Source organism: Marispirochaeta aestuarii (genome assembly GCF_002087085.1).
In the GTDB taxonomy this organism is placed as follows: Bacteria; Spirochaetota; Spirochaetia; order JC444; family Marispirochaetaceae; genus Marispirochaeta; species Marispirochaeta aestuarii.
In genome coordinates this window covers 37406-60913 of the sequence record NZ_MWQY01000003.1, presented here as the reverse complement: position 1 = coordinate 60913, position 23508 = coordinate 37406, and the positions used below count along the sequence as shown (strand labels likewise).

15 protein-coding genes and 2 tRNA genes are annotated in these 23508 nt (G+C 52.2%); 11 read left to right on the top strand and 6 right to left on the bottom strand.

Features of this window, described 5'->3' with window-relative positions; genetic code table 11:
• The first annotated feature begins 5 nt into the window (after window positions 1-5).
• The 3 genes from tgt to B4O97_RS03215 are packed head-to-tail and all read left to right on the top strand — an operon-like array spanning window position 6 to window position 4039.
• Entirely contained in the window at window positions 6-1136 is a 1131-nt protein-coding gene (gene tgt / locus B4O97_RS03225) for a tRNA guanosine(34) transglycosylase Tgt (protein ID WP_083048272.1), read from the top strand.
• Entirely contained in the window at window positions 1111-2694 is a 1584-nt protein-coding gene (murJ, locus tag B4O97_RS03220) for a murein biosynthesis integral membrane protein MurJ (protein ID WP_083048271.1), read from the top strand. The genes tgt and murJ overlap by 26 nt, the downstream gene beginning before the upstream one ends.
• Before the next feature lies 1 nt (window position 2695).
• Window positions 2696-4039 carry a HEAT repeat domain-containing protein gene (locus tag B4O97_RS03215; RefSeq protein WP_083048269.1) on the top strand — a complete coding sequence of 448 codons (1344 nt, stop codon included), beginning with the start codon at window positions 2696-2698 and terminating at the stop codon, window positions 4037-4039.
• A gap of 33 nt (window positions 4040-4072) precedes the next feature.
• Here the strand turns inward: B4O97_RS03215 and B4O97_RS03210 are convergent, their stop codons facing one another.
• Genes B4O97_RS03210 through B4O97_RS03200 form a run of 3 tightly spaced genes read right to left on the bottom strand, consistent with a single transcriptional unit; the run spans window position 4073 to window position 9547 of the window.
• Window positions 4073-5872 carry a vWA domain-containing protein gene (locus B4O97_RS03210; protein ID WP_083048268.1) on the bottom strand — a complete coding sequence of 600 codons (1800 nt, stop codon included), beginning with the start codon at window positions 5870-5872 and terminating at the stop codon, window positions 4073-4075.
• 6 nt (window positions 5873-5878) lie between these two features.
• Window positions 5879-8572, bottom strand: coding sequence for a transcription elongation factor GreA (gene greA, locus B4O97_RS03205; protein ID WP_083048266.1), 2694 nt, complete (start codon window positions 8570-8572; stop codon window positions 5879-5881).
• A gap of 15 nt (window positions 8573-8587) precedes the next feature.
• Complete coding sequence (locus B4O97_RS03200) at window positions 8588-9547, bottom strand: tetratricopeptide repeat protein (RefSeq protein WP_083048264.1); 960 nt, start codon at window positions 9545-9547, stop codon at window positions 8588-8590.
• 178 nt (window positions 9548-9725) lie between these two features.
• On the opposite strand from B4O97_RS03200, the gene B4O97_RS03195 reads away from it, so the two are divergent.
• The 5 genes from B4O97_RS03195 (at window position 9726) to carB (ending at window position 14977) form a co-directional block, all read left to right on the top strand.
• Window positions 9726-10268: an adenine phosphoribosyltransferase gene (locus tag B4O97_RS03195; RefSeq protein WP_083048263.1), complete on the top strand. Its 543-nt coding sequence runs from the start codon at window positions 9726-9728 to the stop codon at window positions 10266-10268.
• A gap of 63 nt (window positions 10269-10331) precedes the next feature.
• Window positions 10332-10402 (top strand) — tRNA-Gln (locus B4O97_RS03190).
• A gap of 6 nt (window positions 10403-10408) precedes the next feature.
• Window positions 10409-10480 (top strand) — tRNA-Glu (locus B4O97_RS03185).
• A 103-nt stretch (window positions 10481-10583) separates the two neighbouring features.
• Complete coding sequence (carA, locus tag B4O97_RS03180) at window positions 10584-11759, top strand: glutamine-hydrolyzing carbamoyl-phosphate synthase small subunit (protein ID WP_233142889.1); 1176 nt, start codon at window positions 10584-10586, stop codon at window positions 11757-11759.
• Window positions 11759-14977 (top strand): carbamoyl-phosphate synthase large subunit, encoded by a 3219-nt coding sequence (gene carB / locus B4O97_RS03175; protein ID WP_083048259.1) that lies wholly within the window; start codon window positions 11759-11761, stop codon window positions 14975-14977. The genes carA and carB overlap by 1 nt, the downstream gene beginning before the upstream one ends.
• An 89-nt stretch (window positions 14978-15066) precedes the next feature.
• Here the strand turns inward: carB and cimA are convergent, their stop codons facing one another.
• Genes cimA through ilvB form a run of 3 tightly spaced genes read right to left on the bottom strand, consistent with a single transcriptional unit; the run spans window position 15067 to window position 18923 of the window.
• Window positions 15067-16644, bottom strand: coding sequence for a citramalate synthase (cimA, locus tag B4O97_RS03170; protein ID WP_083048257.1), 1578 nt, complete (start codon window positions 16642-16644; stop codon window positions 15067-15069).
• Window positions 16645-16668: 24 nt separating this feature from the next.
• A complete protein-coding gene (gene ilvN, locus B4O97_RS03165; protein ID WP_083048255.1) occupies window positions 16669-17178 on the bottom strand; it encodes an acetolactate synthase small subunit in 510 nt (169 codons plus the stop codon).
• Window positions 17175-18923, bottom strand: a complete 1749-nt coding sequence (ilvB, locus tag B4O97_RS03160) for a biosynthetic-type acetolactate synthase large subunit (RefSeq protein WP_083048253.1) — start codon at window positions 18921-18923, stop codon at window positions 17175-17177. The genes ilvN and ilvB overlap by 4 nt, the downstream gene beginning before the upstream one ends.
• Before the next feature lie 298 nt (window positions 18924-19221).
• Between ilvB and B4O97_RS03155 the strand changes: the two genes are divergently transcribed.
• Genes B4O97_RS03155 through argS form a run of 3 tightly spaced genes read left to right on the top strand, consistent with a single transcriptional unit; the run spans window position 19222 to window position 23476 of the window.
• Entirely contained in the window at window positions 19222-20943 is a 1722-nt protein-coding gene (locus tag B4O97_RS03155; RefSeq protein WP_083048251.1) for a DUF5312 family protein, read from the top strand.
• On the top strand, window positions 20927-21667 hold the full coding sequence (locus B4O97_RS03150; protein ID WP_083048249.1) for a polyphenol oxidase family protein: 741 nt from the start codon (window positions 20927-20929) through the stop codon (window positions 21665-21667). The genes B4O97_RS03155 and B4O97_RS03150 overlap by 17 nt, the downstream gene beginning before the upstream one ends.
• A 36-nt stretch (window positions 21668-21703) precedes the next feature.
• A complete protein-coding gene (argS, locus tag B4O97_RS03145) occupies window positions 21704-23476 on the top strand; it encodes an arginine--tRNA ligase (RefSeq protein WP_083048247.1) in 1773 nt (590 codons plus the stop codon).
• The last annotated feature ends 32 nt before the right edge of the window (window positions 23477-23508 follow it).

Below are 23508 nucleotides of genomic sequence, written 5' to 3'. Positions count from 1 at the left end.
GTTCTATGAGCATTAAATTTACTGTTACCGAAAGGGACGGAACCAGCCTGGCCCGAAACGGCATTCTGGAACTTGCCCATGGGAGTATGGAAACCCCTGCTTTCATGCCGGTGGGGACCAATGGAAGCGTTAAAGCTATCTCTCATCAGAAGCTTGAAGAGATGGGAGTGCCCCTGATTCTGGGAAACACCTATCATCTCTATCTGCGTCCGGGGACAGAGGTTATCGACGCCTATGGCGGTCTGCATCAGTTTTCCAGCTGGAAGGGTAATATCCTGACCGATTCGGGAGGCTTTCAGGTTTTTTCTCTCGCGACTTTTCGAAAAATCACGGAGGAAGGTGTACGTTTTCGAAGCCACATCGACGGAAGTTATCATGAACTGACCCCGGAGAAGGTTGTGGGCATACAGAATTCTCTGAACAGCGATATAGCCATGGTTCTCGATGTCTGTACGCCGCCGGATATTGAATACCGGGAGGCCCTGAAGGCTCTGGAGATTACAACGGCCTGGGCCAAAAGGAGCCTGAAGGAGTGGCAACTCCATGATCCCGCCCCGGGCAGAGCCCTTTTTCCGATTCTTCAGGGGAATTTCTACAAGGATCTGAGACAACGGAGCGCTGAGGAGCTGCTGCCGCTGGATTTTCCAGGGGTGGCCGTAGGGGGGCTGTCCGTGGGAGAACCTTTTCCTCTTTTTCTTGAGATGCTGCACCATACAGGAGAACTGCTTCCCCCCGAAAAACCCCATTACCTTATGGGAATCGGCACCCCCGAGTATATACTGGCCGCTGTCGAGAACGGTATTGATCTTTTTGACTGCGTTTTTCCTACACGCATCGCCAGAAACGGTTCTGTTTTTACTCCCCGGGGTGTTATGGCCTTAAAGAATGCCAGATTTGAAAAGGATACAGGCCCGATCGATTCCGAATGCGACTGCACTGCCTGCCGGCGATACAGTCGTGCTTATATTCGGCATCTTTTCAAAGCCAAAGAGATCCTTGGACCAATGCTCGCAACTGAACACAACATACATTTTCTTATGAGAATGACCCGGAATATTAGAACTGCAATTCGAAACTCCGCATTCCGAGAATATAAAGAGGCTTTTCTTGATGAGTACCGAGGAAAACACACATAAGAGCAATACGCGAAGCACCCTGGCTGCCTTCATCGTCATGGGGTGTACCTTTCTCTCCCGGCTGCTGGGCTTTGTACGCAATGCCCTGATTGCATCGCTTTTCGGTGCCGGAGGTGAGGCCAGCGTTCTGCATCTTACCTTTGCCGTTCCCAACAACCTGCGTAAACTTATGGCCGAAGGAGCCCTGTCTTCGGCGTTTATTCCCGAAATATCGGCATCCCTCGTAGATGAACCCGCGGGAGGAAAGGCCCGGCAGCTTACGAGTCTTCTGATGGGGTTCCAGATAACGGTACTGGTTCCATTCTGTATTCTGGCTGTTATTTTCGCTGAAGTGCTGATTCGTTATGTTCTTTCGGAGCTGTCCGATCCAGCGCAGATAAAGCTCGCGGTAGACCTGTTCCGCTGGTTCATATTCTATATACTCCTCATCAGTATCAATGCCACCATCATGGCCGTTCTCAACAGCCATGGTCGCTTTTTTGTCCCGGCCTTCACTCCGGTTCTTTTTTCCATTGCCGTAATAAGCAGTCTTATCCTCTTTTATACCCGCCTCGGAGTATTTGCCATGGCGGTGGGAGTCCTTCTCGGCGGACTGGGACAGATACTGTTTCAGCTGCCTTTTTTCCTTAAACAGGGCTACAGCATGAAGCCCTCCTTCAGGTTCAGGAGTCCGGGTTTCAAGCGTGTTATGCACAGATGGGGACCCGTTGTCGCTGCCTCATCCATTTTTTCGATAATTCAGATAATAGCAATCCGCTTTGCATCCGGAATAGATGACAAAGGAGTAGCGGGGCTCCAGAATGCGATTATCTTCTGGCAGCTGCCCATGGGGATTTTCTCCGCCTCCGTAACAACGGTCATGTTTCCCCGCATGAGCAGACAGTTTGCAGAGGGTAATAATGAGGCCCTGGATGATTCCATTCGGCTTGGGATCGACCTGCTTCTAATACTGCTCGTTCCTTCAATGCTGGTACTTCTTTTCCTTGGAAAGGAGATTATTGCGGTTGCATATCAGAGAAATAAATTCGCTGCAGAAGATACGATATACACATATCAGATTCTGAAAGCCTACACCTGGGGACTTTTTCCGGTCGGGGCTTTCAACTTTCTCCAGAGGTATTATTTTTCCGCGGGAAACTACCGCCGGGTTACACTTACAGCCTGTATCGTGGCCCTGGCGGACATAGCATTGTCCCTGTGGTGGAAGGAGACGAGCCTGGGGGTTGCAGGTCTGGCGTATGCGAATACTGCTGCTTTCAGTCTCGGGCTTCTGGTACTGTATATGCCGTGTCTTTGGCACAGCGAGTACGGCCTGCTTCAGCGTAACCTGAAAACCCTTGGAAAGATTGTTTTTTCCATGTTTCCCGGGATCATTGTTTTTGTCCTGTTCAGGCATTACACTGGGAACTGGTGGCAACAGGGCGCTACTGTAATCAATCTGCTGCGGCTTATTCTACCGGCGATCATTTTTACCTTAATCAGCCTCGGTATGTACAAGATTCTCAAAGTAGAAGCCATCGATATCCTGTTTCGAAGACGGAGGGTTCGGATTGAATAAAATGATGCGGATGGGAATCCTTGTTTTCCTCCTTCTTTCTCAACCCTTTTTCACTTTGCCGATGGAGGGGCAGACGACCGGGAATCCGGAAGAAAACCGGGATGATGATCAGCGCAGGGATATCCTGCGATACGGTATCGACAGCGAGGTTATCTCTCTGTTGAAGGATCTCGAAGATGATGAAGATATTGATGATTTCACCGAAGAAATCATGGATCTTCTTGTCAATTCACGAAATCAGGAGCTGAAGGCAGCGGCTGTCAGAATTTTCAGTTCCGTGGAATACAGGCCCGCTCTTGAGCAGGTAGAGAAAATACTCCTCGACTATCCTGACAAGGAAGAACTCATAATTGCAGGAATTGAGTACTTTATTGAACTTGATCACAGGGAAGGTGTGGAGATACTCAAGGATTTTACCAGTTCTCAACAGACTGCCGTTGCAATGAAGGCCGTGGAGGGGATCGGCAGACTGGGGGATCCCGGGGATATTCAATTCTTGCGGGATCTTTATGACGATACCTCCCTTGGACAGAATGTGCGGGCCTCCGCGCTAAGCGCCCTGGGAATGCTCAAGGACAGCGAGAGTATTCCCTTTCTGGAAGAAATCGTCACCGATGCAAGCCAGGAACGATCCTACCGCTGGCGGGCCTGTCAGGCCCTGGGAGAAATCGGAACTCCCGAGGTCCTGCCCGTGCTCGCTGATTTACTGAACGACGATGATACAATTCTCCGTACCTACGCTGTACGGGCCCTGACGACCTTTGAAAGCGGGGAAGTCCTGGATTACCTGATGGAAGCTCTCAGGGACTCCTTCTGGAGGGTTCGTCTTGCGGCAGTCGAGACACTGGGGGAGAGAAAAGAGAAAGATGCCATCGATATTCTCGTATACAAGGCTACCCGGGATCCTGAAGAGAGGATCCGAATCGCTGCGATCCAGGCCCTCGGAAAGATCGGCGGGAGATCCTACAGGAGTCTCCGGGACCTGGCCGGGAATCAGCGCTATTCCCAGGCCTCCAGAATCGTAGCGCTACAGGAACTTGTAAAAAATGATCTGGGAAACTCCTTTGGTCTTATAGATACGATTCTGGAAAAAGAGGAAAAGCAACCCGGTTCCCGTATCTTTATTGAGCTGGTAAAGGCCATGTCGCAGGAAGAAAACCCGAGGCTTGCCGACTACTTTGAAAGATTTCTGACCCACGGGGATGTTTCTGTTGTTCTGATGGCCTTGAAGGGTATAGGGGAAAACCGTTTCAGCGGATTACGGGACAAGGTGCAGACATTGAGCGAAAGCAATACCTCTTCATCAATAAAAAAAACAGCTGAGGAAGCACTGGAAAAACTGTGATCCTCAAGCTGCCCGGTACGATCCGCCGGTACTCTATACCATATCTTCCGGAGTTACCCCGGGATGGTCGGTAAGGTGGAGAACGTGGTTTATCCTTTCCAGCGGGGATATCCATTCCCTGAAAACCATTGTAAAACTGCCGTATTCAGTTTCCAGCAGAACAGGCTTGTTCAGACAGTTTTCAATCGGCCCTGAAAGGGAAGGGAAGAACTCTTCCCGGATGGGCGTAAAACGCAGGCCGGTTTCGGTAAAGGTGACTTCAGCTATTCTCTCCGGAACCTTAATAAGGAATATCAGGAAGAACGAACCGCCGCCGCCGACGGATCTGCTGTTCTTTCCCACCCAGCGAATGTTGCGACCGCCGTTATAAGGATTTTGACCGGAAAGCCGGAATTCGATGGGACGGTGTCCCGGTTTCATATCCTGAAGAATTGCTGTCTGGGATGAGGATATCTGGGAGAGGGGGATTTTCCCCCCGGGAGTATAATGGGAAGCTTCAAGGAGCGGAACCTTGCCTTTAGCGTGCACGGGTTCTGATTGAGCAGCGTGTCCGGCCTTTTGCAGGGCTGCGGGGTCTCGATCTGAACCGGAGGCTGCCTGGAGGCTGACGTAGGTCTTATCCGCTCCGGCGTTATGTTCAATATGCCGGCTCAAGGGAAAGATAATATAAAACAGCAGGAAATACAGAAGGGCAAGTCCCAGGATTACAAACAGAACGATCTTTATCCAGGCAAGGTTTACCGGACTTTTCAGTTCAAAAATCAGTTCTCCCTTCCGGGGGAAAATACGCAGATCATCTGAAAAGAACAGTTCAACATCGAGACGGTATTCCCCGGGTTCAAAGGACTCGGGCAGCGTCATGTGAGCGTTCAGGGTGCCGGAGCCCTCAGCACCAAGCTTAAGCTGAACAGGTTCATCCAGAATATTTATTCCCCGCGTCTGTATCCGGTTAAGCTTTATGAGAATCGAGTTGTCGATATAATTTGTTATCGTGAAGGGAACCGTGAAGCTTCTCGCCACGGCCCCGAGATTATCGGGGAATTGAAGATGCGGTGCCCCTGTGGCTGCATGGCTCAATTCCCGGCCGCTTTCGTATTCGATAATATCGACGCCCAGGGCTTCTGAAATGGAGTCATAAAGGTTCGAATCATTCTCTCCGGAAGGACCCGATTCGTTTATCGAGGAAGTACTGGAATCCTTCGGTTTTTCTTCAGGAGAACGTATCTCCCCGGAAGTATCGATTTGTTCCTCAGCCAATGAGCCCTCTCCGGTCCCTGCACTATCCGCAGCCGAAGAAAGATCTCTGGGGAACTGTATAAGACGGACCTGCCAGCCTTCGCGCTTCATTTTTGTGGCCACCCGCACCACTTCTTCCCTGTTGTTTTCTCTCTGCGCCGCTGTTTCAGCCGGGTAGGATGTCCCGGGGGGAGGGTCATGGATACCATCGGTCAGGATGAGAATATTCTTGCTGGTACGAAGGGGAAGGCGGGAGACATAATCATACAGATAGTTCATGGCAAAGAGCAGATCCGTATGACGGCCCAGAGGGTGCAGAAGCATTATACGTGCAAGTACAGCTTCCATATCGCTTTCTGAGTTTATTACGCGGTGTATTTCCTGTTCCGGTGACCCGGCGAAACTCAGTAAATGAAAACCGTCCCCAGTCTGAAGGTGTCCGTCAATTAAATCTTTCAGAAGAAAATTGATGGTATCGTCGAAGTATGGAAACATACTCTGGGATACGTCCAACAGAACAATCATATCCATCGGTTCCGCCGCCAGGCTGAGGGCGGCGAGGATTATGAATACTATGAGAACGGCACGTTTCATCATGAATGCTTAAAAATCTCCTTTTGCAATACTCTTTACCGTATAGTCGTAGTGGTTCTCGTTGATCGAGAAATCAATGTGCTCACCTTCCTTCAATCCCCACAGTTTCATGCCGAAGGGGGACTGGTAGGAAATCACATTTTTATTGGGGTCTGATTCCCAGGGTCCGAAAAAGGCGTAGGTTTCAACCTTGCCTGTATTGTTATTGAGAAGCTCAACCCTGGTTCCGAAGGAGACCTGCTCGGTATCAACCTGGTTTTTGTCGAAAATCTGTGCCTTGTCCAGATCATCCTTCAACCTGCTGACATTAAGGTTAAGGAGTTCCTGTTTTTCCTTCGCCGCTTTGTACTCGGCGTTTTCCCGAAGGTCGCCCAGGGCCGAAGCCGTTCCTATCTCCCTGGAGTTTTCAGGTATTTCGACATCGATAATATGACGCAGCTCATCCTGCTTTCTCTGGTAACTCGACGCCGTAACAATGAGTCCCTTTATCTTGACCCGTCCGACTGAAGCGGCGGGAGCGGGTTCGCCGAAGAACTTGAAGTTCGGGAAACGTTCGATAATCTTATGTTTAAGTTCAATTGAAATAGAGGGATCCAGATCCTTAACGTCGGAGACCAGGGTGTACAGCCGGTGAATGGAGTCCTCGTCGGCCTTCATGAGATAATTCTCCAGGCGTTTTTCCTTGAAAAGGAAATTCTGGGCCTGGCGATTCAGTTTTCGGTTACTGCTGACGTCCCTGCGGTTGGTAATCTCCCGGAAGGTAATGTCCACCAGGTGAATCATATTGATCAGGATCTTCTCGTATTCAATGCCGTACTCGGCAACCCGGGGATCATTTTCATAGTGTTTGGCAAGCCAGATAAAGGCCTCCCTGTTTTCCCGGTACTTCTCAATGATATCGGAAAAGAGGGACTGGACCAGGTCATCGTGGCCCGCAGCGTATAACTCGTCGATAATGTACTTTGAAAGGCTGGTGGGGAATATCTTTACATAGTACTCCGGCCATTCATCCAGAGCTTTGAGTTCCGCCAGGAATCTTTTCGCCAGTTCCGAATCCTCGATCTTGCCGAAGAGGGCCATGATATCATCGATCTCTTCAATCAGGTCCTTAAAGGTGATTCCAAGTCCCGGATTGAGGTAGGGATAGTCCTCAACAATATGCTCAACCAGCAGAAAGCTGCCTACAACCTGTTCGTTAACGCTGGCATAGGCTTTGAGAATGTTCACAAAGTAGGAGAACATCTCGGAAAAATATTCGGATTCGGGCTTGGCGCTTCCGAGAAAATCCCGCAGTGCCGCGACCTTGCCGAAAAAGCTTTTTACCGCCTTGAAGCGGTTAAAAGCCTTCTCTTCCACAGAGATGGGTTGTTCCCGTACGACAAAGACGTCGATCTTGTCCGGAAGATTTCCAAAGGATGTATCTTCCTTGAGTCTTTTGCGGGCATTGGTACTCCAGGATGACCACTCGCTGGGGGTCAGGATGGAAGGAACAAGCTCGGCCTTGATCTGTTTCATGTTGGCCGCATTGTCAAAACTCCTGATGATGGTACGAAGTGCCCAGGAGGGGTCTTCCTTCACCATGCTGCGCAGCTCGTCCTTGCTTTTGGTTACCTTCAGAACCCAGATATGGTCACGCTGGAGGGAGGAGAGGGCGTTTACCGCCATCTTCAGTGACATGGAATGACCGCGCTTTCTGGTAAAGTCTATGGTTATGTCATCGCCATCGATTGCCCGGATACGTCCGATTCCCCAGGAGCGGTGACAGACAAAATTGCCGGAGTCAAAGGAGATGTGCTTTTCAAAGTCCGCGATTGCATCGTGAACGTTCCGCCAGCTCTGGGTAAGGTTCGAAATCCGGATATACTCGGCCAACTGGCTGTGGTCCTTGAATTTCTGTCGATAGCATTCGGTAATTTCTTTTCTGGCCCATACGTTCTTTGGATCGTAATCGAGGATTCGCTTCAAAATATCGATGGATTTGTCCCAGTCCTCCGCTTCCCGATAATATCCGTAAAGGTTTTCCAGCAGCTGGGAGGCCCGTTCGGGGCTGATCATCTTCTCAATTTTTTTATCTACATTAAAGAAGAAGTCCGTTTCTTCGGGACAGTATTCCACCAGTTTGTCCCAGATATCCTTGATGTTGGTGAACATCTTCTTGTTGATGTACCGATGGATCGCCTTCTTGTAGTAGTCGATGGCGCCTTCAATGTCTTTTTCCTCTTCCCGGAATTCAGCCAGCTGGCGGACAATGTCGGCTTCTTCGTAGTCAACCTTGATCAGCCGTTCCCAGATCTCTATCTTGTTTTCGTCTTCATTTTTATTGTCGTAACAGTCCGCCAGGGTCCGCAGGGCAAACTTGTTTTCGCCGAACTCAAGGATGCGCTTGCACAGGTATTCGACGATATTCCATTTGCGGTTGTCGGTGAAGATATTTATAATCATCACAAGGTTTGTATCATCAACCAGCTGACGCCGTAATGCGAGAATTCCTGCTATGTAGAGGGCAATGATACTGTTCTTTGTGTGCTTCAGATGTTCTTCACAGATTTCCCGCACCTCTTCTTCACTGCCGTCATCGACTACATCGGCAATAACTGCGTCCAGTTCCTGGAAGTTATTTATTCCATAGCTGTTCAGGGTAGCCCTTGTCCATTTTTCTTCATTCAACAGCTCGCTCACAGCTTTTACGCTTTGGGTAGACATCTTTCAAACTCCATTCTAGTTTGCATATAATTCGTAGACTTGCTGGTCTAATGCCTTAATTTTTTCAAGGACTTCGTCTATTTTAGGACGGGAATCCCTGATATTAACATAATGATCGATCAGCCAGAAATAACGGTTTATAAGTCGTGGAACCAGAATATCGTTTTCCGGTTCCTCAAGAACACGCTTTTCCAGCGAGAAAATACCCTGCCGCAGCTTTCCGAGCTCCAGGGGTCTTAGCTCCCGTTTGACCGAGAAAACGCCGTAGATTACACCGAACACGGGAATCCACTCCTGTGCTACCGGCGGCGGGTAGTTTTTTTTGCCCACCTCGTCTATCAGACGGCGAATCAGCAGGGATTCGAGACTCTGCAGGTCGATCCCCTGGGGGTCAATATAAAAGGCCTCCCTAAAGAAGACCTTTGATACCCTTACTTCGTTCAGGAATGCGTAACAATCCGCCAGCTCAGCAAGATATCCGGCATTCTCGCCATCCCTTGCGGATGCGAGTTCAAGATATTCTGCTGCGTTCTGGTAATCCCCCATCCTTTTCAGGCAAAGACCAATACGATACTGCAGCTCGGGGTCATTGCCGTCGTTGTTCTGGGCAAATCGTCTGTATGCAGCCAGGGCTGCGCCAAAAATACAATGCCGGAGAGCATACAGGCACTCTTCCACAGCTCCGGGCACGCGGTTCAAAAAAAGGAGAAACGCCTTCCATTCACGTAGAAGAAAATCCCCTTTTTCGAAATCATTTGCCGCTTCGTCAACCCTGTCAAAGCGTTCTTTCCAGAAATGGACACATTTAAGGGAGGAAATAACCTCCTCATCTTCAAAATCGGTTCGCAGGGCCTCTTCCAGGTTGAGTTCGGCGCCTGCAAAGTCTCCATCCCTGGTACGCGTATAAGCAGCGGAAAGCAACTCTTTTAACTCTCCGGAGCGGTGCCGTGTGTTGCCGTCCATCAATCCTTCCATTATATCATCCTGAGCTTTTTAGTCAATCAGCGGAGAAAGCCGCAGAGTATACTAGAGGTGGTAATCCTTTGACAAGATAAGAGTTACTATTGCCGGTTCCATGTGCTTGAAATACCTGTCCCTGCGATGTATAAATGATAACGGCAGATAGAACAGAAAGGGAAGGAGTAGTACCCCCATGTATAAAGCCGATATCGCCGCGAAACTGGATGCGGTTATCCGCCGGGTTCCGAATTTTCCAAAACCCGGGGTTCTTTTTTACGATATTACCAGTATTCTCGCAGATCCGGAATCCTTCAGGCTGGTTATCGATGCCATGGATCAGAGGTATCAGAAGGATGACTTTGACGCTGTAGCGGCCATTGAAGCCAGGGGCTTTGTCTTTGCCGCGCCTTTTGCGGTTCACAGAGGCTTGCCGCTCATTCTGATACGTAAAGCGGGAAAGCTGCCGGGAGAAACGATAAGTCAGAAAATCAGTCTCGAGTACGGAGAAGACGAGCTTCATGTTCACCTGACGGATGTTCCGGAAAACGGCAGGGTCCTGCTGGTGGATGACCTTATAGCAACCGGCGGCACCCTGTCCGGAGCTGCATCCCTCATACGCAAAGCAGGGGGTGAAGTGAGCGACCTGTTCGGTGTAGTGGGGCTCCCTTTTCTGAACTATAGCGATAAGCTTCAGGATCTTGAGATCACCACCCTTGTGGATTACCTGGGCGAATAAGTTTTTTGGATTGCCTCTATTGACAGTAAAGGAAAGATATAGTATTTTTCCCGCCAAGAACAAAGCCCGATGGTGTAACGGTAGCACAGCAGATTCTGGTTCTGTTTGTGAGGGTTCAAATCCTTCTCGGGCTGCTTAGTGGTCCCTTCGTCTATCGGCTAGGACAGGAGATTCTCATTCTTCAAAGAGGGGTTCGATTCCCCTAGGGACTAATTAGGCCGGCAATCTGCCGGCTTTTTTTTAAATCTTGAATGTATATTTATGCAGTTAATACTGCATAAGTATCCATATGTCGCTTTCTCGAGGAGGTCGAAAGTGCGGTCTTACCTGATACTTGATGACGGTTCCTGTTTTTCCGGTTTTTCCTTCGGTGCCGATCCCCCAAAGGTAGATGATCTGCCGGAATTACATGAGTTTTCCAAAGGTGTTGGAGAAGTGGTCTTCAATACCGGCATGACCGGTTATCATGAAATCCTGACTGATCCCTCCTATACCGGACAGATTGTCGTCATGACCTACCCTCATATGGGTAATTACGGCACCGACGATTCATGGTCGGAGAACGGACCGGAAGACCGGCTTTTACCCCGGGTCAAAGCCCAGGGCTTCGTGGTGAGGGAATACTATGACGGGCCCGTACCGCCCGGGCGTCTGAGCCTCAGTGAATTTCTGAAAAAGTACGGTACCCCGGGAATTGCCGGTCTTGATACGCGGGCTCTGACCCTCCATCTGCGGGATTCAGGCAGCCGGAACGGAATAATAGTACGCCCTGCCGCGGAAGATTCCCTGGACGACGGGGAACTGAAAAAGGTGAAAAGCTATTTGAACTCCTTTCCCTCCATGGAGGGGAGGAATTGTATTCCCGAAGTCGGAATTACGGAAGACGAAAATATAATAAGCGACGGGGACCTGAAGCTGGTTGCCGTCGACTGCGGGACAAAGGGCAACATCCTTCGGGAGATGAAAAAATTCGGCGTGGGAATACGGGTGCTTTCTTCCGGTGCCTCTGCGGAGGAGATACTGGAATTGTCTCCCCAGGGGGTTCTCTTTTCCAACGGTCCCGGAGATCCCGCGACCCTTGATGGTCTTATCGGAGAGATAAAAAAACTCGTCGGAAAGGTACCTCTTTTCGGCATCTGCCTGGGGCATCAGCTCATAGCCAGTGCTCTGGGGGCCAGAACGCGCAAGATGAAGTTCGGCCACCACGGCTGCAACAACCCGGTACGGGACGAGCTTACCGGCCGTGTTGCTGTAACGAGTCAGAACCATGGCTTCGATGTGGACGAAGAGAGTCTGCCCGGGGATACCCGGGTCTGGTTCCGGAACGCCAACGACAGAACAATCGAAGGCATCATCAATGACGAAAAGCGAATCTATACAAGCCAGTTTCATCCGGAAGCGGCGCCGGGACCCCATGATTCCCTGTGGATCTTCCGGCGTTTTTACGACGAGATGCAGCGCTTTGAAACGGAGACAGGAGGAGAAGCTTAATGCCGGCACGGAAAGATTTATCCACCATTATGATTATAGGCTCAGGTCCTATAGTAATCGGCCAGGCCTGTGAATTCGACTATTCCGGAACCCAGGCAGTGGCAGCCCTCAAGGAAGAGGGGTACCGGGTCGTTCTGGTGAACCCGAATCCCGCGACCGTCATGACCACCCCCGGCATCGCCGACGTTATCTATACCGAACCTCTCAAACCCCAGTACGTTGAAAAGATCATAGAAAAAGAGCGTCCCGATGCACTGCTGCCGACCATGGGCGGCCAGACCGGGCTTAACCTCTCCCTGGAACTCTACGACCGGGGAATCCTGGACAGGTACAAGGTCGAGCTGATCGGGGCCACCGTGGAAGCGATCCGCCTGGCGGAGGATCGGGGACGCTTCAAGGACCTGGCGACAAAGATCGGACTGGATACCCCCCGTTCGGTAATGACCAGAGACCTGGCCGGAGCCCGGGCGCTTGCCGAGGAGGTGGGACTCCCCATGATCATACGACCCAGTTACACCCTGGGAGGAATGGGGGGCAGCATCGCCTACGAGATGGAGGAACTTGACGACCTTGTCTCCAGGGCCCTTGAAGAGAGCCCTGTTCACGAGGCCCTGGTGGAGGAGTCCCTTCTGGGCTGGAAGGAGTTCGAGATGGAGGTCATGCGGGACCGGATGGATAACGCAGTGATTGTCTGTTCCATCGAGAATCTTGATCCCATGGGTATCCACACCGGGGACAGCATAACCGTAGCGCCTATTCAGACCCTCTCCGACAGGGAATACCAGATTATGCGAACCGCCTCCATCGAGACCCTGCGGGCCGTCGGGGTGGATTGCGGCGGATCGAACGTTCAGTTCGCCGTCAAGCCCGATACCGGGAGGCTGGTGATCATAGAGATGAATCCCCGGGTATCCCGCTCTTCCGCCCTGGCAAGCAAGGCGACGGGATTTCCCATTGCCCGCTGCAGTGCGAAGCTTGCCGTCGGTTATACCCTGGACGAGATAACCAACGAGATAACCGGAAAAACCGTCTCCTGCTTCGAACCGGCCCTGGACTACGTGGCTGTAAAGGTTCCCCGTTTCGAGCTGGAAAAGTTTCCCCTGGGTTACAAACAGCTGGGGACCCAGATGAAATCCGTGGGCGAATCCCTCGCCCTGGGACGGACCTTTCCTGAGGCCCTGAACAAGGCCCTGCGTTCCGCGGAGCTGGGGGTCGAAGGTCTTCAGGAACTTTCCATCGGTTACGACGGACTCGATGCCATGCTGGATACCCTGCACCCCCGGAGGATCTTCGCGGCTTTCACGGTACTCAAGCGGGAAGGAAAACGGGCTCTCAAACGGCTTCAGGAGAGAACCATGTTCGATCCCTGGTTTCTGCACTATATGCTGAAGCAGGTGGAACTGGAGGATGAGCTGGCGGCGGGCCACCTTGGCGGCGACCTGCTTCTCAGGGCCAAACGCATGGGTCTCTCGGATAAACGTATCGCCACCATAAGCGGACAGACAGAGACGGAGGTGGCGAAAAAACGGGAATCCGAGGGGATTGAGGCGGGGTATCATTTTGTAGATACCTGTGCCGGAGAGTTCACCGCCGAGACCCCCTATTTTTACTCCACCTATGGAGAAATAGACGAGGGCGAAGCGGTGACAGGGCAGGGGGTAATAATACTTGCCTCCGGACCGAACCGTATAGGTCAGGGTCTCGAGTTCGATACCTGCTGTACCCTGGCTTCCCTGGCCTATCGCGAAGAGGGAGTAAAATCGATTATCGTAAACTCCAATCCCGAGACGGTGTCCACGGATTTCAATATCTCCGACCGGTTGTATATCGAACCTCTGAACGCCGAGCATGTTAAATCCATCATGAAAAAAGAAGGGGTCAGGGATGTGCTGGTACAGCTTGGCGGACAGACTCCCCTGAATCTTGCTGAAGAGCTCGAGGCGGCGGGAGCCAACATCGTCGGAACCAGCGTAAAAAGTATCTTCGATGCCGAAGACCGGGGACTCTTTACTGCTCTGCTGAAAAAACTCAAACTCAGGCAGCCGGAGAACCGGATGGCCGCGGATGCGGCGGAGGTAAAACGCTTTTCCAGGGAGATCGGTTTCCCGGTGCTGCTTCGTCCCTCCTTCGTGCTGGGGGGCAGAAGCATGTTTATTGCCTACAGCGAGGATGAACTGGAGGAGTTCCTGAAGCAGGAACTGCCCATGTCGAAGGAACGGCCGGTCCTGGTGGATCAGTTCCTGGAGGACGCCTTTGAATATGATCTGGATGCCCTGTCGGACGGCAAAAACGTCTATATCTCAGGGATCATGCAGCATATCGAGGCCGCGGGGGTTCACTCCGGCGATTCAGCCTGCGTTTTTCCCCCCTATAAATCGAGCCCCGAAATCCTTTCGGAAATGAAAGAGGCGACGGCGAAGATTGCCAGGGAGATTCAGGTAAAGGGTTTTCTGAACATTCAGTTCGCAGTAAAAGGTGATCGGCTCTATGTACTGGAGGTAAATCCCCGGGCATCCCGGACGGTTCCCTTTCTGTCGAAGGCTTCCGGGGTCAACCTGGTCAAGGCCGGGGTGCTGCTGTGGCAGGGGATCGATCTTGAACAGCAGGGTCTCTGCAAAAACGGCATGGGCGAAGGACACTGCATCACCGGATGGGCTGTAAAAGAGGCTGTTTTCAGCTTTGACCGCTTTGCCCTGGTGGATCCCCTGCTGGGACCGGAGATGCGGTCCACCGGAGAGGTTATCGGTACCGGCGCCAGCTTCGGCGAGGCTTTCGCGAAAGCCCAGGCCGCCGTGGGCAGTGTGCTTCCCACCACCGGCAGAGCCCTGGTTTCAGTCCACCAGAACGACCGGGAGACCATACTTCCCATTGTGCGGGAACTCAAAGCATGCGGTTTCGAGATTGCCGCCACCCGGGGAACGGCGGATTACCTGTTCGGCCGGGGGATCTTCGCCGAGGTGGTCCTGAAGATTCACGAAGGACACCCCAATGTTATCGACCACATAAAATCAGGGCGTTTCTCCCTGATTATCAATACACCTCTGGGCAGGAACTCCCAATACGGGGACCATGACATCCGCATCCAGGCGGTCCGGCACAAGGTACCCTACACGACCACCACATCAGCTGCCCTGGCGGCAATTGAAGGGATAAAGTACCTTTCGGGCGGCGAGGTTATGGTCCGGCCTCTGGAGACGGAGGGGTTTACCGGGCAGTAATACTGTTGAGAACATAAGAAAAGGAGCCGTCCTTGCGGCCAGGCTCCTTTTCTTGTTTTTTGAGAAATCCGGCGGCTGCAGAAGTTCCCCTAGGTCTTATGTTTATCCATATACGTATTATAATAATACTCGAAACTCTCAACGATGGCGTCCCAGGAGGCCTCCACTATATTCTCGGAAACCCCCACGGTATCCCAGCTGTTCTCCTTGTGGTCGGTGGAGGTTATAAATACCCGGACCTTTGAAGCCGCAGCTTCCTGGGGATTCAATACACGCACCTTGTAGTCTATAAGGCTGATCTTTTCGATGAAGGGGTAGAAGGGGAGCAGGGCGTCCCTCAGGGCGGCGTCCAGGGTTTCCACCGGTCCAATACCGACTCCGGCACCCATAACCTGGCGCCTGTCAATTCGCATGAAAATTCTGCCCACCGTCTTTGAGGGGGTATCCCCGGTTTTGTAGCTCTCCAGGTGGTAGTTGTCCAGTTCCAGCATCGGCCGATAGCGGTCCAGATGTTTGCGGACAAGCAGGTCGAAGGATGCTTCCGCGGCTTCGTACTCGTAGCCCTGGTTTTCCTTCTCTTTCAGCAGTTTTGTTATGGAGAGGACCTCCTTGGAGTTCCGGTCGAACTTTCCGTATTTCTTCAGCTTGGGAAGGACCGATGATTTTCCCGCCAGTTCCGACAGGAGTATTCTCCGTTCGTTTCCAACCTTTGCCCCGTCAATGTGCTCCATGAGCTCCGGCGCCTTGGCTATGACATCCGCATGCTGGCCTGCCTTATGGCTGAAGGCCGCAATCCCCACATAGGGCTGACGTTTTTCCGGGATAATGTTGGCTTTTTCAGCCACAAAACGGGATAGGGAGGTCAGGTGCTCCAGATTACGGCTCATGTTCACTTCGTACCCGCATTTAAGGGCCAGGTTCGGCACGACAACGCAGAGGTTTGCGTTTCCGCAGCGCTCTCCCCATCCGTTAATGGTTCCCTGGATGTGGATTGCCCCGGAGCGGATTCCTGTCAGGCTGTTTGCCGTCGCGACACCGGAGTCATCATGAAAATGTACTCCCAGGGGTGCAAGCTTATCCCGCGGAATTTCCCGGATAAATTGTTCCACTTCATGGGGCAGCACTCCGCCGTTTGTGTCGCACATGACAAGGCAATCCGCTCCTGCATCGGAACCGGCCTGCAGAACCCGAAGGGCGTAGTCGGGATCATCCCGGTATCCGTCAAAGAAATGCTCCAGGTCAAAGAATACCTCCCTGCCCCTGGATTTAAGGTAGAATATGGAGTCCCGGATCATTTCCAGGTTTTCTTCAGTATCGGTACGGAGGACCTTTTCCACGTGAGCCTTCCAGGTTTTACCCACCACCACAACAGTCTCGGTTTCTGCGTTGAGCAGGGCCTGGATATGGGCATCCTCGGCAGCCTTTTTTCCGGCGTGGCGGGTGGAGCCGAAGGCGACAATTTTCGCGTGACTGAATTTCTCCTTTTTCACCTGGTTGAAAAAGGCCTCCTCCTTCTCGTTGGAAAGGGGAAAACCTCCTTCGATATAGTCGACCCCGATATCATCCAGGGCGTGGGATATCGCCAGTTTGTCCTGCAGGGTAAAGCTTACCTCTATTCCCTGCATACCGTCACGAAGGGTCGTATCATACACTGTAATTTTGTTCATCCTGAATCTCCTGAAAAAAGTCAGCTATTGTTTAGCGGCTGAGGGGCCGCGTTGTTCCTTTTTACCTCTGGACATGGATACGATTCCGCTCCGGGCAAACTCGAGGATGGAAAAGTCTCCCAAAAGAGCGATAAAGTCGTCAATCTTATCCGACGAACCTGTCAGTTCCAGCATGATGGATTCGCTGGCTACATCCATGACCTTGGCGCGGAAGATATCCGCGATCTGAAAAATCTCTCCCCTGGCACCGCTTTTTGCTTTTACCCGGACCAGGGCGAGTTCCCTGTCTACGGTTGGACTTTCGGTCAAATCCACGACCTTTATGATATCGATGAGCCTGTTCAGCTGCTTCTTTATCTGATCGATTATCTGGTCGTCCCCGCCGCAGACAAGGGTTATGCGGGTCATGCTGGGATCCACCGAGGGTCCCGCGGTAAAGCTTTCCAGGTTGTAGCCCCGTCCGGAAAACAGTCCGGCTATTCTTGAAAGGACTCCTTCGTGGTTTTCCACCAGAAGAGATATAGTATGCTTCACAGGGGGCCTCCTTTTCCCAGCATCTCGTGGAGTGCCGCACCGGGGGCTACCATGGGCCAGACGTTCTCCTCCCTGGGGATGATGAAATCGATGATTACCGGCCGGTCTTTCTCTGCCGCAGCAGTCTCTACTGCCTTCACTGCTTCACTGACAGTGGCCGCCCGTAATCCCACCGCTCCGTAGGCTTCAGCCAGAGCGACGAAATCCGGTACATAGGGCGGGCAGCCTGCCCCTGGAACCCGCGGATCCGAACAGTCCGGAGGACAGTCGATACCGGCTTCGAGGCAGGTTTTTGCGTAACGCCGGTTATAAAAAAGCTCCTGCCACTGGCGTACCATTCCCAGGTAGCCGTTGTTCAGGATCGCGATAATGACGGGAAATCCGTCCAGAACCGCAGTGGCGAGTTCCTGGATGTTCATCTGTATAGATCCGTCCCCCGCAATCACAAGGACCTTCTGGTCGGGGTTGCCTGCCTGTGCGCCGATGGCGGCGGGAAATCCGTATCCCATTGTACCCAGGCCCCCGGAGGTAAGCCAGCTTCTGCTCCTGGTAAAAGGAAAAAACTGGGCGGCCCACATCTGGTTCTGGCCGACCTCGGTGGAGACAATCGCATCGGGAAATGTTTTTCCCAGAAGCTGAATGGTTCGTCTGGCTGTCAGGTCATCGGAGTTGTCTGTACTGACCTCGTCCAGGCTTTTGTAGTACTTCGACCAGTTCCGGACTTCAGCAAGCCACTCCTCCGGGGCCCTGCGTTCCACCAGAGGCATAAGATCGGTGAGGGTTTGTTTCGCATCTCCGACTATGGGTATCGATACCGGAACGTTCCGGGCTATTGCCGCAGGGTCGATGTCGATATGGATAATCTGTGCTTCAGGCGCAAAACGGGAGAGATCTCCGGTGGCCCGGTCATCGAAACGTACGCCTATGCCAAGAAGAAGGTCCGCCTTCTGGACAGCCATGTTCGCAGCATAGCTGCCGTGCATCCCTATCATTCCCAGGTTCAGGGGATGGTCCGCCGGAACGGCCCCTATGCCCATAAGGCTGGTAACCATTGGAACGCTGATTTTTTCCAGGAGCTCCTTCAGTTCCTCAGCGGCATTGGCAATGTGCAGGCCACCGCCGGCAAAAATCAGGGGCCGACGGGCTTTATTGATTGCCGTTGCGGCACGCTTGATCTGCACAGCATGTCCGCTGGTTACCGGGTTGTAACCCCGGATATGAACGGTTTCCGGAATTGCTTTACGGGTGTCCGAGGTCATGATGTCCTTGGGGACATCGATTACAACCGGACCGGGACGGCCGGAAGAGGCAATAAAGAAGCCTTCCCGCACAATTCTTCCCAGCTTGTCCACATCCGTCACAAGATAATTATGCTTGGTTACCGGCCGGGTGATGCCTACAGTGTCAGCTTCCTGAAAGGCGTCGTTCCCGATCATCTGTCGCGGAACCTGTCCGGAAATACAGACAAGAGGAACACTGTCAAAATTAGCCGTTGCCAGACCGGTTACCGTGTTTGTTGCTCCCGGGCCGCTGGTTACAATACAGACGCCGGGCCTGCCGGTGGATCGCGCATAACCATCAGCGGCATGGACTGCAGCCTGCTCGTGACGGGTCAGGACCAGCCGGATAGACTTCTCCCCGTACAACTGATCAAAGAGCGGGATCACCGCCCCTCCGGGATACCCGAAGACAATTTCGACCCGCTCCTTTTTTAATGCTTCTACAATGACTTCCGTACCTTTCAAGCACTGCTCCTTTCTCTCGGATGGGAAAACCCGTCGCTCTGGGTCCCTGAAAAAAAAAGGCCGTTCTTCCCGCAGGAAGAACGGCCTGTTATCGGCTATTGAAAAGCCCTAGGCATATTCTCCCCGCGATTGAGGGCTGATAATCAGAATAATGGGGAGAATAATAATAAGGCTTAGAATATTAAAAAGCATTGTTAATGAGATACCCTAATGTTCAGGGGTTGTCAAGGAAAAAGTTTTAAAAAAGGCAAAAAATGCGGAACTTGACCAGTCCAGCCAGATAACCTAGAATAAGCTCATGCGTGCAGAGCAGGGTACATCCGGCTTCGATCGTCTTGTTCGTGAATTATCCCGGGAAGAACGCCAGGCCATGCTGGTGCGCCTTACGAAGATGCTCGAAAGTGAAGCGGAACCGGTTCATGCCCTGGAAGATGAACCCCAGACGGTTAATCTCGAGAGCGAATACAGCTCCTTCACCTTTTTCCAGAAGCTCATCGTTTTTTTCAGGACTCTTTTTACTCCCCTTACCAGGATTGAGGTAATTGAAGATACGGTAATGCGCCGGATTTACCATGAGGTGGATTCCGCTTTTCCCGGGCTTTACGATTATTCCCGAAGTACCCTGAGCGGTGCTTTTCTGGAAGAAGTAAAAAAGCTGCGAAAAGCGGTGCAGGTCTTCATGCTGCCTCTTTCGCGTCTTAGCGTTCAGAAAAAAGAAGAACTCTTTGCCCTCATTATCAATCAGGATCTTCCCCATGTCGATCAGCGTATACGGGATACCTGCGTCCCGGAAAAGTTCGCCGCCGAATTGGACAATGATGACGAAAAGGAGCTGGCAAAGCTGCTCTATAATCAGTTCGAAGATATTCTGTTTGAATTGACCCCCGAGGAAAAGTCAAAGCTCAGTCAGGACTCGAGGTGTCTGCAGATTCTGAGTGAACTTGTCTATTTTCCCTATGAAAAGATCAAGAATAAATATGCAGCTGCCGGGCAGGATGAAGGGTGCCCGGCGGCTGAAATTCGGGAACCCCTGAGTCAGTTGATGCGGATTTTCCACAGCATGAACTGTTCCGCTTCGCCGGGCCTTATCGAATCTCTCTTTATCGTGACCCGGCCCGACCAGGAGGAGGCCGACCACGGTTCCGTCCTGGAAGACCTGAAAAAAGAGATAGCCCAGGCAAGCGAGGGCTTAAGGGGAATACGGAATTTCTATCGATCCATTCCCCTCTACGATATCCTTCGTCTTGCCTCGGGAAAGGCCAATGTTTTTCTGAAACCCGTATCCGCCGGTGAGGAATGGATCGGACTTTTTCGTTCCTTCTGGAAGCAGAAACTGAAAGGGGAAGCCCGGCGTTATCTGCTCTCCCGGGAATATGAGAGCACCATGGATCAGGCGAAACTGCTGGTCGGCAGACAGAAACTTACGCCCCTGGCGTATTATCAGGAGGGCGTTCTCCCCGTGCCCGTGGACTTTGTTCATGAAGGTTCGATCGCCTTTCTGGCCCAATTCCTGGATCACCTGTTTTCGTTAAAGATCAACATTGTGCTCAAACAGCTGCTGATTGACGGGGAGTTCTACAAGGCCCAGAACAGCGAGGACTATTCGGAAGCCTACAATGGTCTCCATCTGCTGGCGGAAAACATATCCGAACCCAGTGATTATCTTGCACCCGCCGGGGAGGGTGGCAGGCTGCTTGTCTCCATAGCTTCCGATGTACCGTCCAAAACCCTGCGGCAGAAAAAAGCCGCCAAAGTGGCCGTCGATGCGGACAAGCGGGCCAGGCGCATTCTGAATACCGGTCTCGAACACATATCTCTTTTGTCTTCCGTACTGGAGGGAATCCTCCACGGGGAAAAAGGCGGACGCTTCGATACCCTTTCGAACCTCGGGTACATCGGCGGACGTAATAACGAAGCCTTTTTAAAGGAGCTTGGATCCGTGTCACATATTGTCTCCGAAGGACGCAGGATTCTTGCGGACATGATAAGCCTGGAAGAAAATTATGCCCGGTCTTCCTGAATCCTCGGTCCTCAGAAACCGGGACCACATTGAGTTCCGACTGCTCTCGGATGGTGATGACGCTCCCTTTCTTGCCCTCAGCACCGTGGAAGCCGGTTCCATGAGCTGGAAAGATTCCCGGGGGCCGGAACACCGGCAGCGCCTGTACGATAATCTTGGAATAGAGGTGCCCGTCCACGCCCAGCTGCAGCAGCATACAAAGCTCGTGAATCCTGTATCTGATAAGACACTGCGGAATCCCCCTGTTCAGACCGGGGACGGTCTTCGCATGCCCCGGGGGCCGGGATTCCTTTCGGCGACCGTCGCTGACTGCATGCCCGTATATATATGGCACAGAAAAATCGGAGAGATTATACTGCTTCATTCCGGCTGGAAAGGGACTGGAATCCTCGCGGAAGCCCTTCTTCGTTATTCTCCCCGGGAACGAAAAGAGGAGATCACAGTTTTTCTGGGTCCCTCCATAGCTGATTGCTGTTACCAGGTCGACCGGGAACGGTATAATCTGTTCCGGGCGTCCTTCGGCGGCAGAGCTGTCAGGGAAGAAGAAGGGCATTATTTTCTTTCTCTTCTGCAGGCGAACCTTGGTATTGCTGAAAAGCTTGAAGTCACGTCTGTGTATTATTACAATCCCTGCACCTGCTGCAACCCGGAGTTCGGTTCCTTCCGTCGGCAGGGTCCGCAAAAGTTCAGCTCCATGCTTGCACTGATTGGTTATTTTCAATAGATTTCTAAGCATTCCACACCGATTCAAGAGGTTTTCATGACAGGAATTGAGGCAGTACGGGAAAACTGGAAAAAGGCGGTCTTTGAGGAGCTCTGTGCCCTTGCCGACCGCCGGGGAGATGACCCCGCGGCGCTGAAAGAAAAGGACCTTGTTCCGGGAGTGCCGCCGAAGAGTGAAATGGGGGACATTGCCTTTCCTTTGTTCCCTTTCGCAAAGGTATTCCGGACTTCTCCCCAGGCCCTGGCGGAAGAACTTGCCCAGGGGCTTCGAAATCGTGACGATCTTTCCGGAGAAGTCAGAACCGCCGGACCCTATGTCAATGTCGTTATCGGTGTGGGAAACATCGCAGCGGAGCTTCTTGCTGCCACCCGGGATCTGCCGGAGGCATACGGCTCCAGCGGACATTTGAAGGGAGTGCCCGTTATGGTGGAATTCTCCTGTCCCAATACCAACAAACCCCTCCATCTGGGCCATCTGAGAAACGATGCCCTGGGGGAGAGTATCTCACGGATTCTTCGGGCCGCCGGAGCGGATGTGCGCAAGGTAAACCTTATCAATGACCGGGGCATACATATATGTAAATCCATGCTCGCCTACCGGGAGTTCGGCGACGGATCAACTCCTGAATCGACGGGTAAAAAAAGCGATCACTTCGTGGGAGACTACTACGTTAAATTCAATCAGTGGGCCAAAGAGAATCCCCGGGCGGAGGAAGATGCCCGGTCAATGCTGGTGGCCTGGGAGAAGAACGATCCCGAGGTAAACAGCCTCTGGAGACTGATGAACCGCTGGGCTATCGAGGGAATAGAAGAGACCTATGAGGCTACGGGAATCAGTTTCGACCAGATCTACTACGAAAGTCAGACCTACAGTCTGGGCAAGGACGAGATCCTGAAAGGACTGGAGAGGGGAGTCTTTTATAAGGAAGAGGACGGATCCATCTGGGTCGATCTTGAAGAGATCGGACTGGACAAAAAGGTGCTCCTCCGCAGCGATGGAACCTCCCTCTACCTGACGCAGGATATCGGAACCGCCATCCAGCGCCAGAAGGACTGGCATTTTACCCGTCTGGTTTACGTTGTGGGAAGCGAGCAGCAGTACCACTTCCGGGTGCTTTTCCATGTGCTGACTAAACTCGGTTTCGAATGGGCTGAAAACCTGTATCATCTCTCCTACGGTATGGTTAATCTGCCGGAAGGAAAGATGAAGTCCCGGGAAGGCACTGTGGTAGATGCGGACGATCTGATCCGGGAACTGACCTCCATGGCGGAGGCGGAAATCCGGGAGAAAGAACGGGAGGACGAGGTAGAATCGGTGGATGAGACCGCCCGCAAGGTCGCACTGGCTGCACTGCACTACTATCTTCTGCAGGTCTCTCCCAACAAGGACATGATATTCAACCCGAAGGAGTCTCTCTCTTTCAACGGAAATACCGGTCCCTACCTGCAGTACATGGGAGCCCGCATCTCTTCAATGAGGAGGAAATTTCAGGAGCGCCGGGATGAGTTTACAGGAATTGAGGCGAAGCCCGAGCTGCTTAATACCCCGGAAGAACGGGAACTCATCAAGCTCTGTTCCGATTTCTCTTCAGTAATCGCAGCAGCGGCGGACCAGTATAATCCATCCCTTCTGGCCTCTTACCTGTACGAACTTGCCAGGACCTTTTCCCGGTATTACCATGAGACTCCCATTCTGACCGGCAGCGAAAAGGAGACCGCCGTGAGCCGTCTTGCCCTGGCTTCCGCTGTACTCTGTGTGCTGAAAAACGGTATGTACCTGTTGAACATTCCCTTCGTGGAAAAAATGTAATGACCTTCCTACTTTTTCGTAGTCTCTGCCGC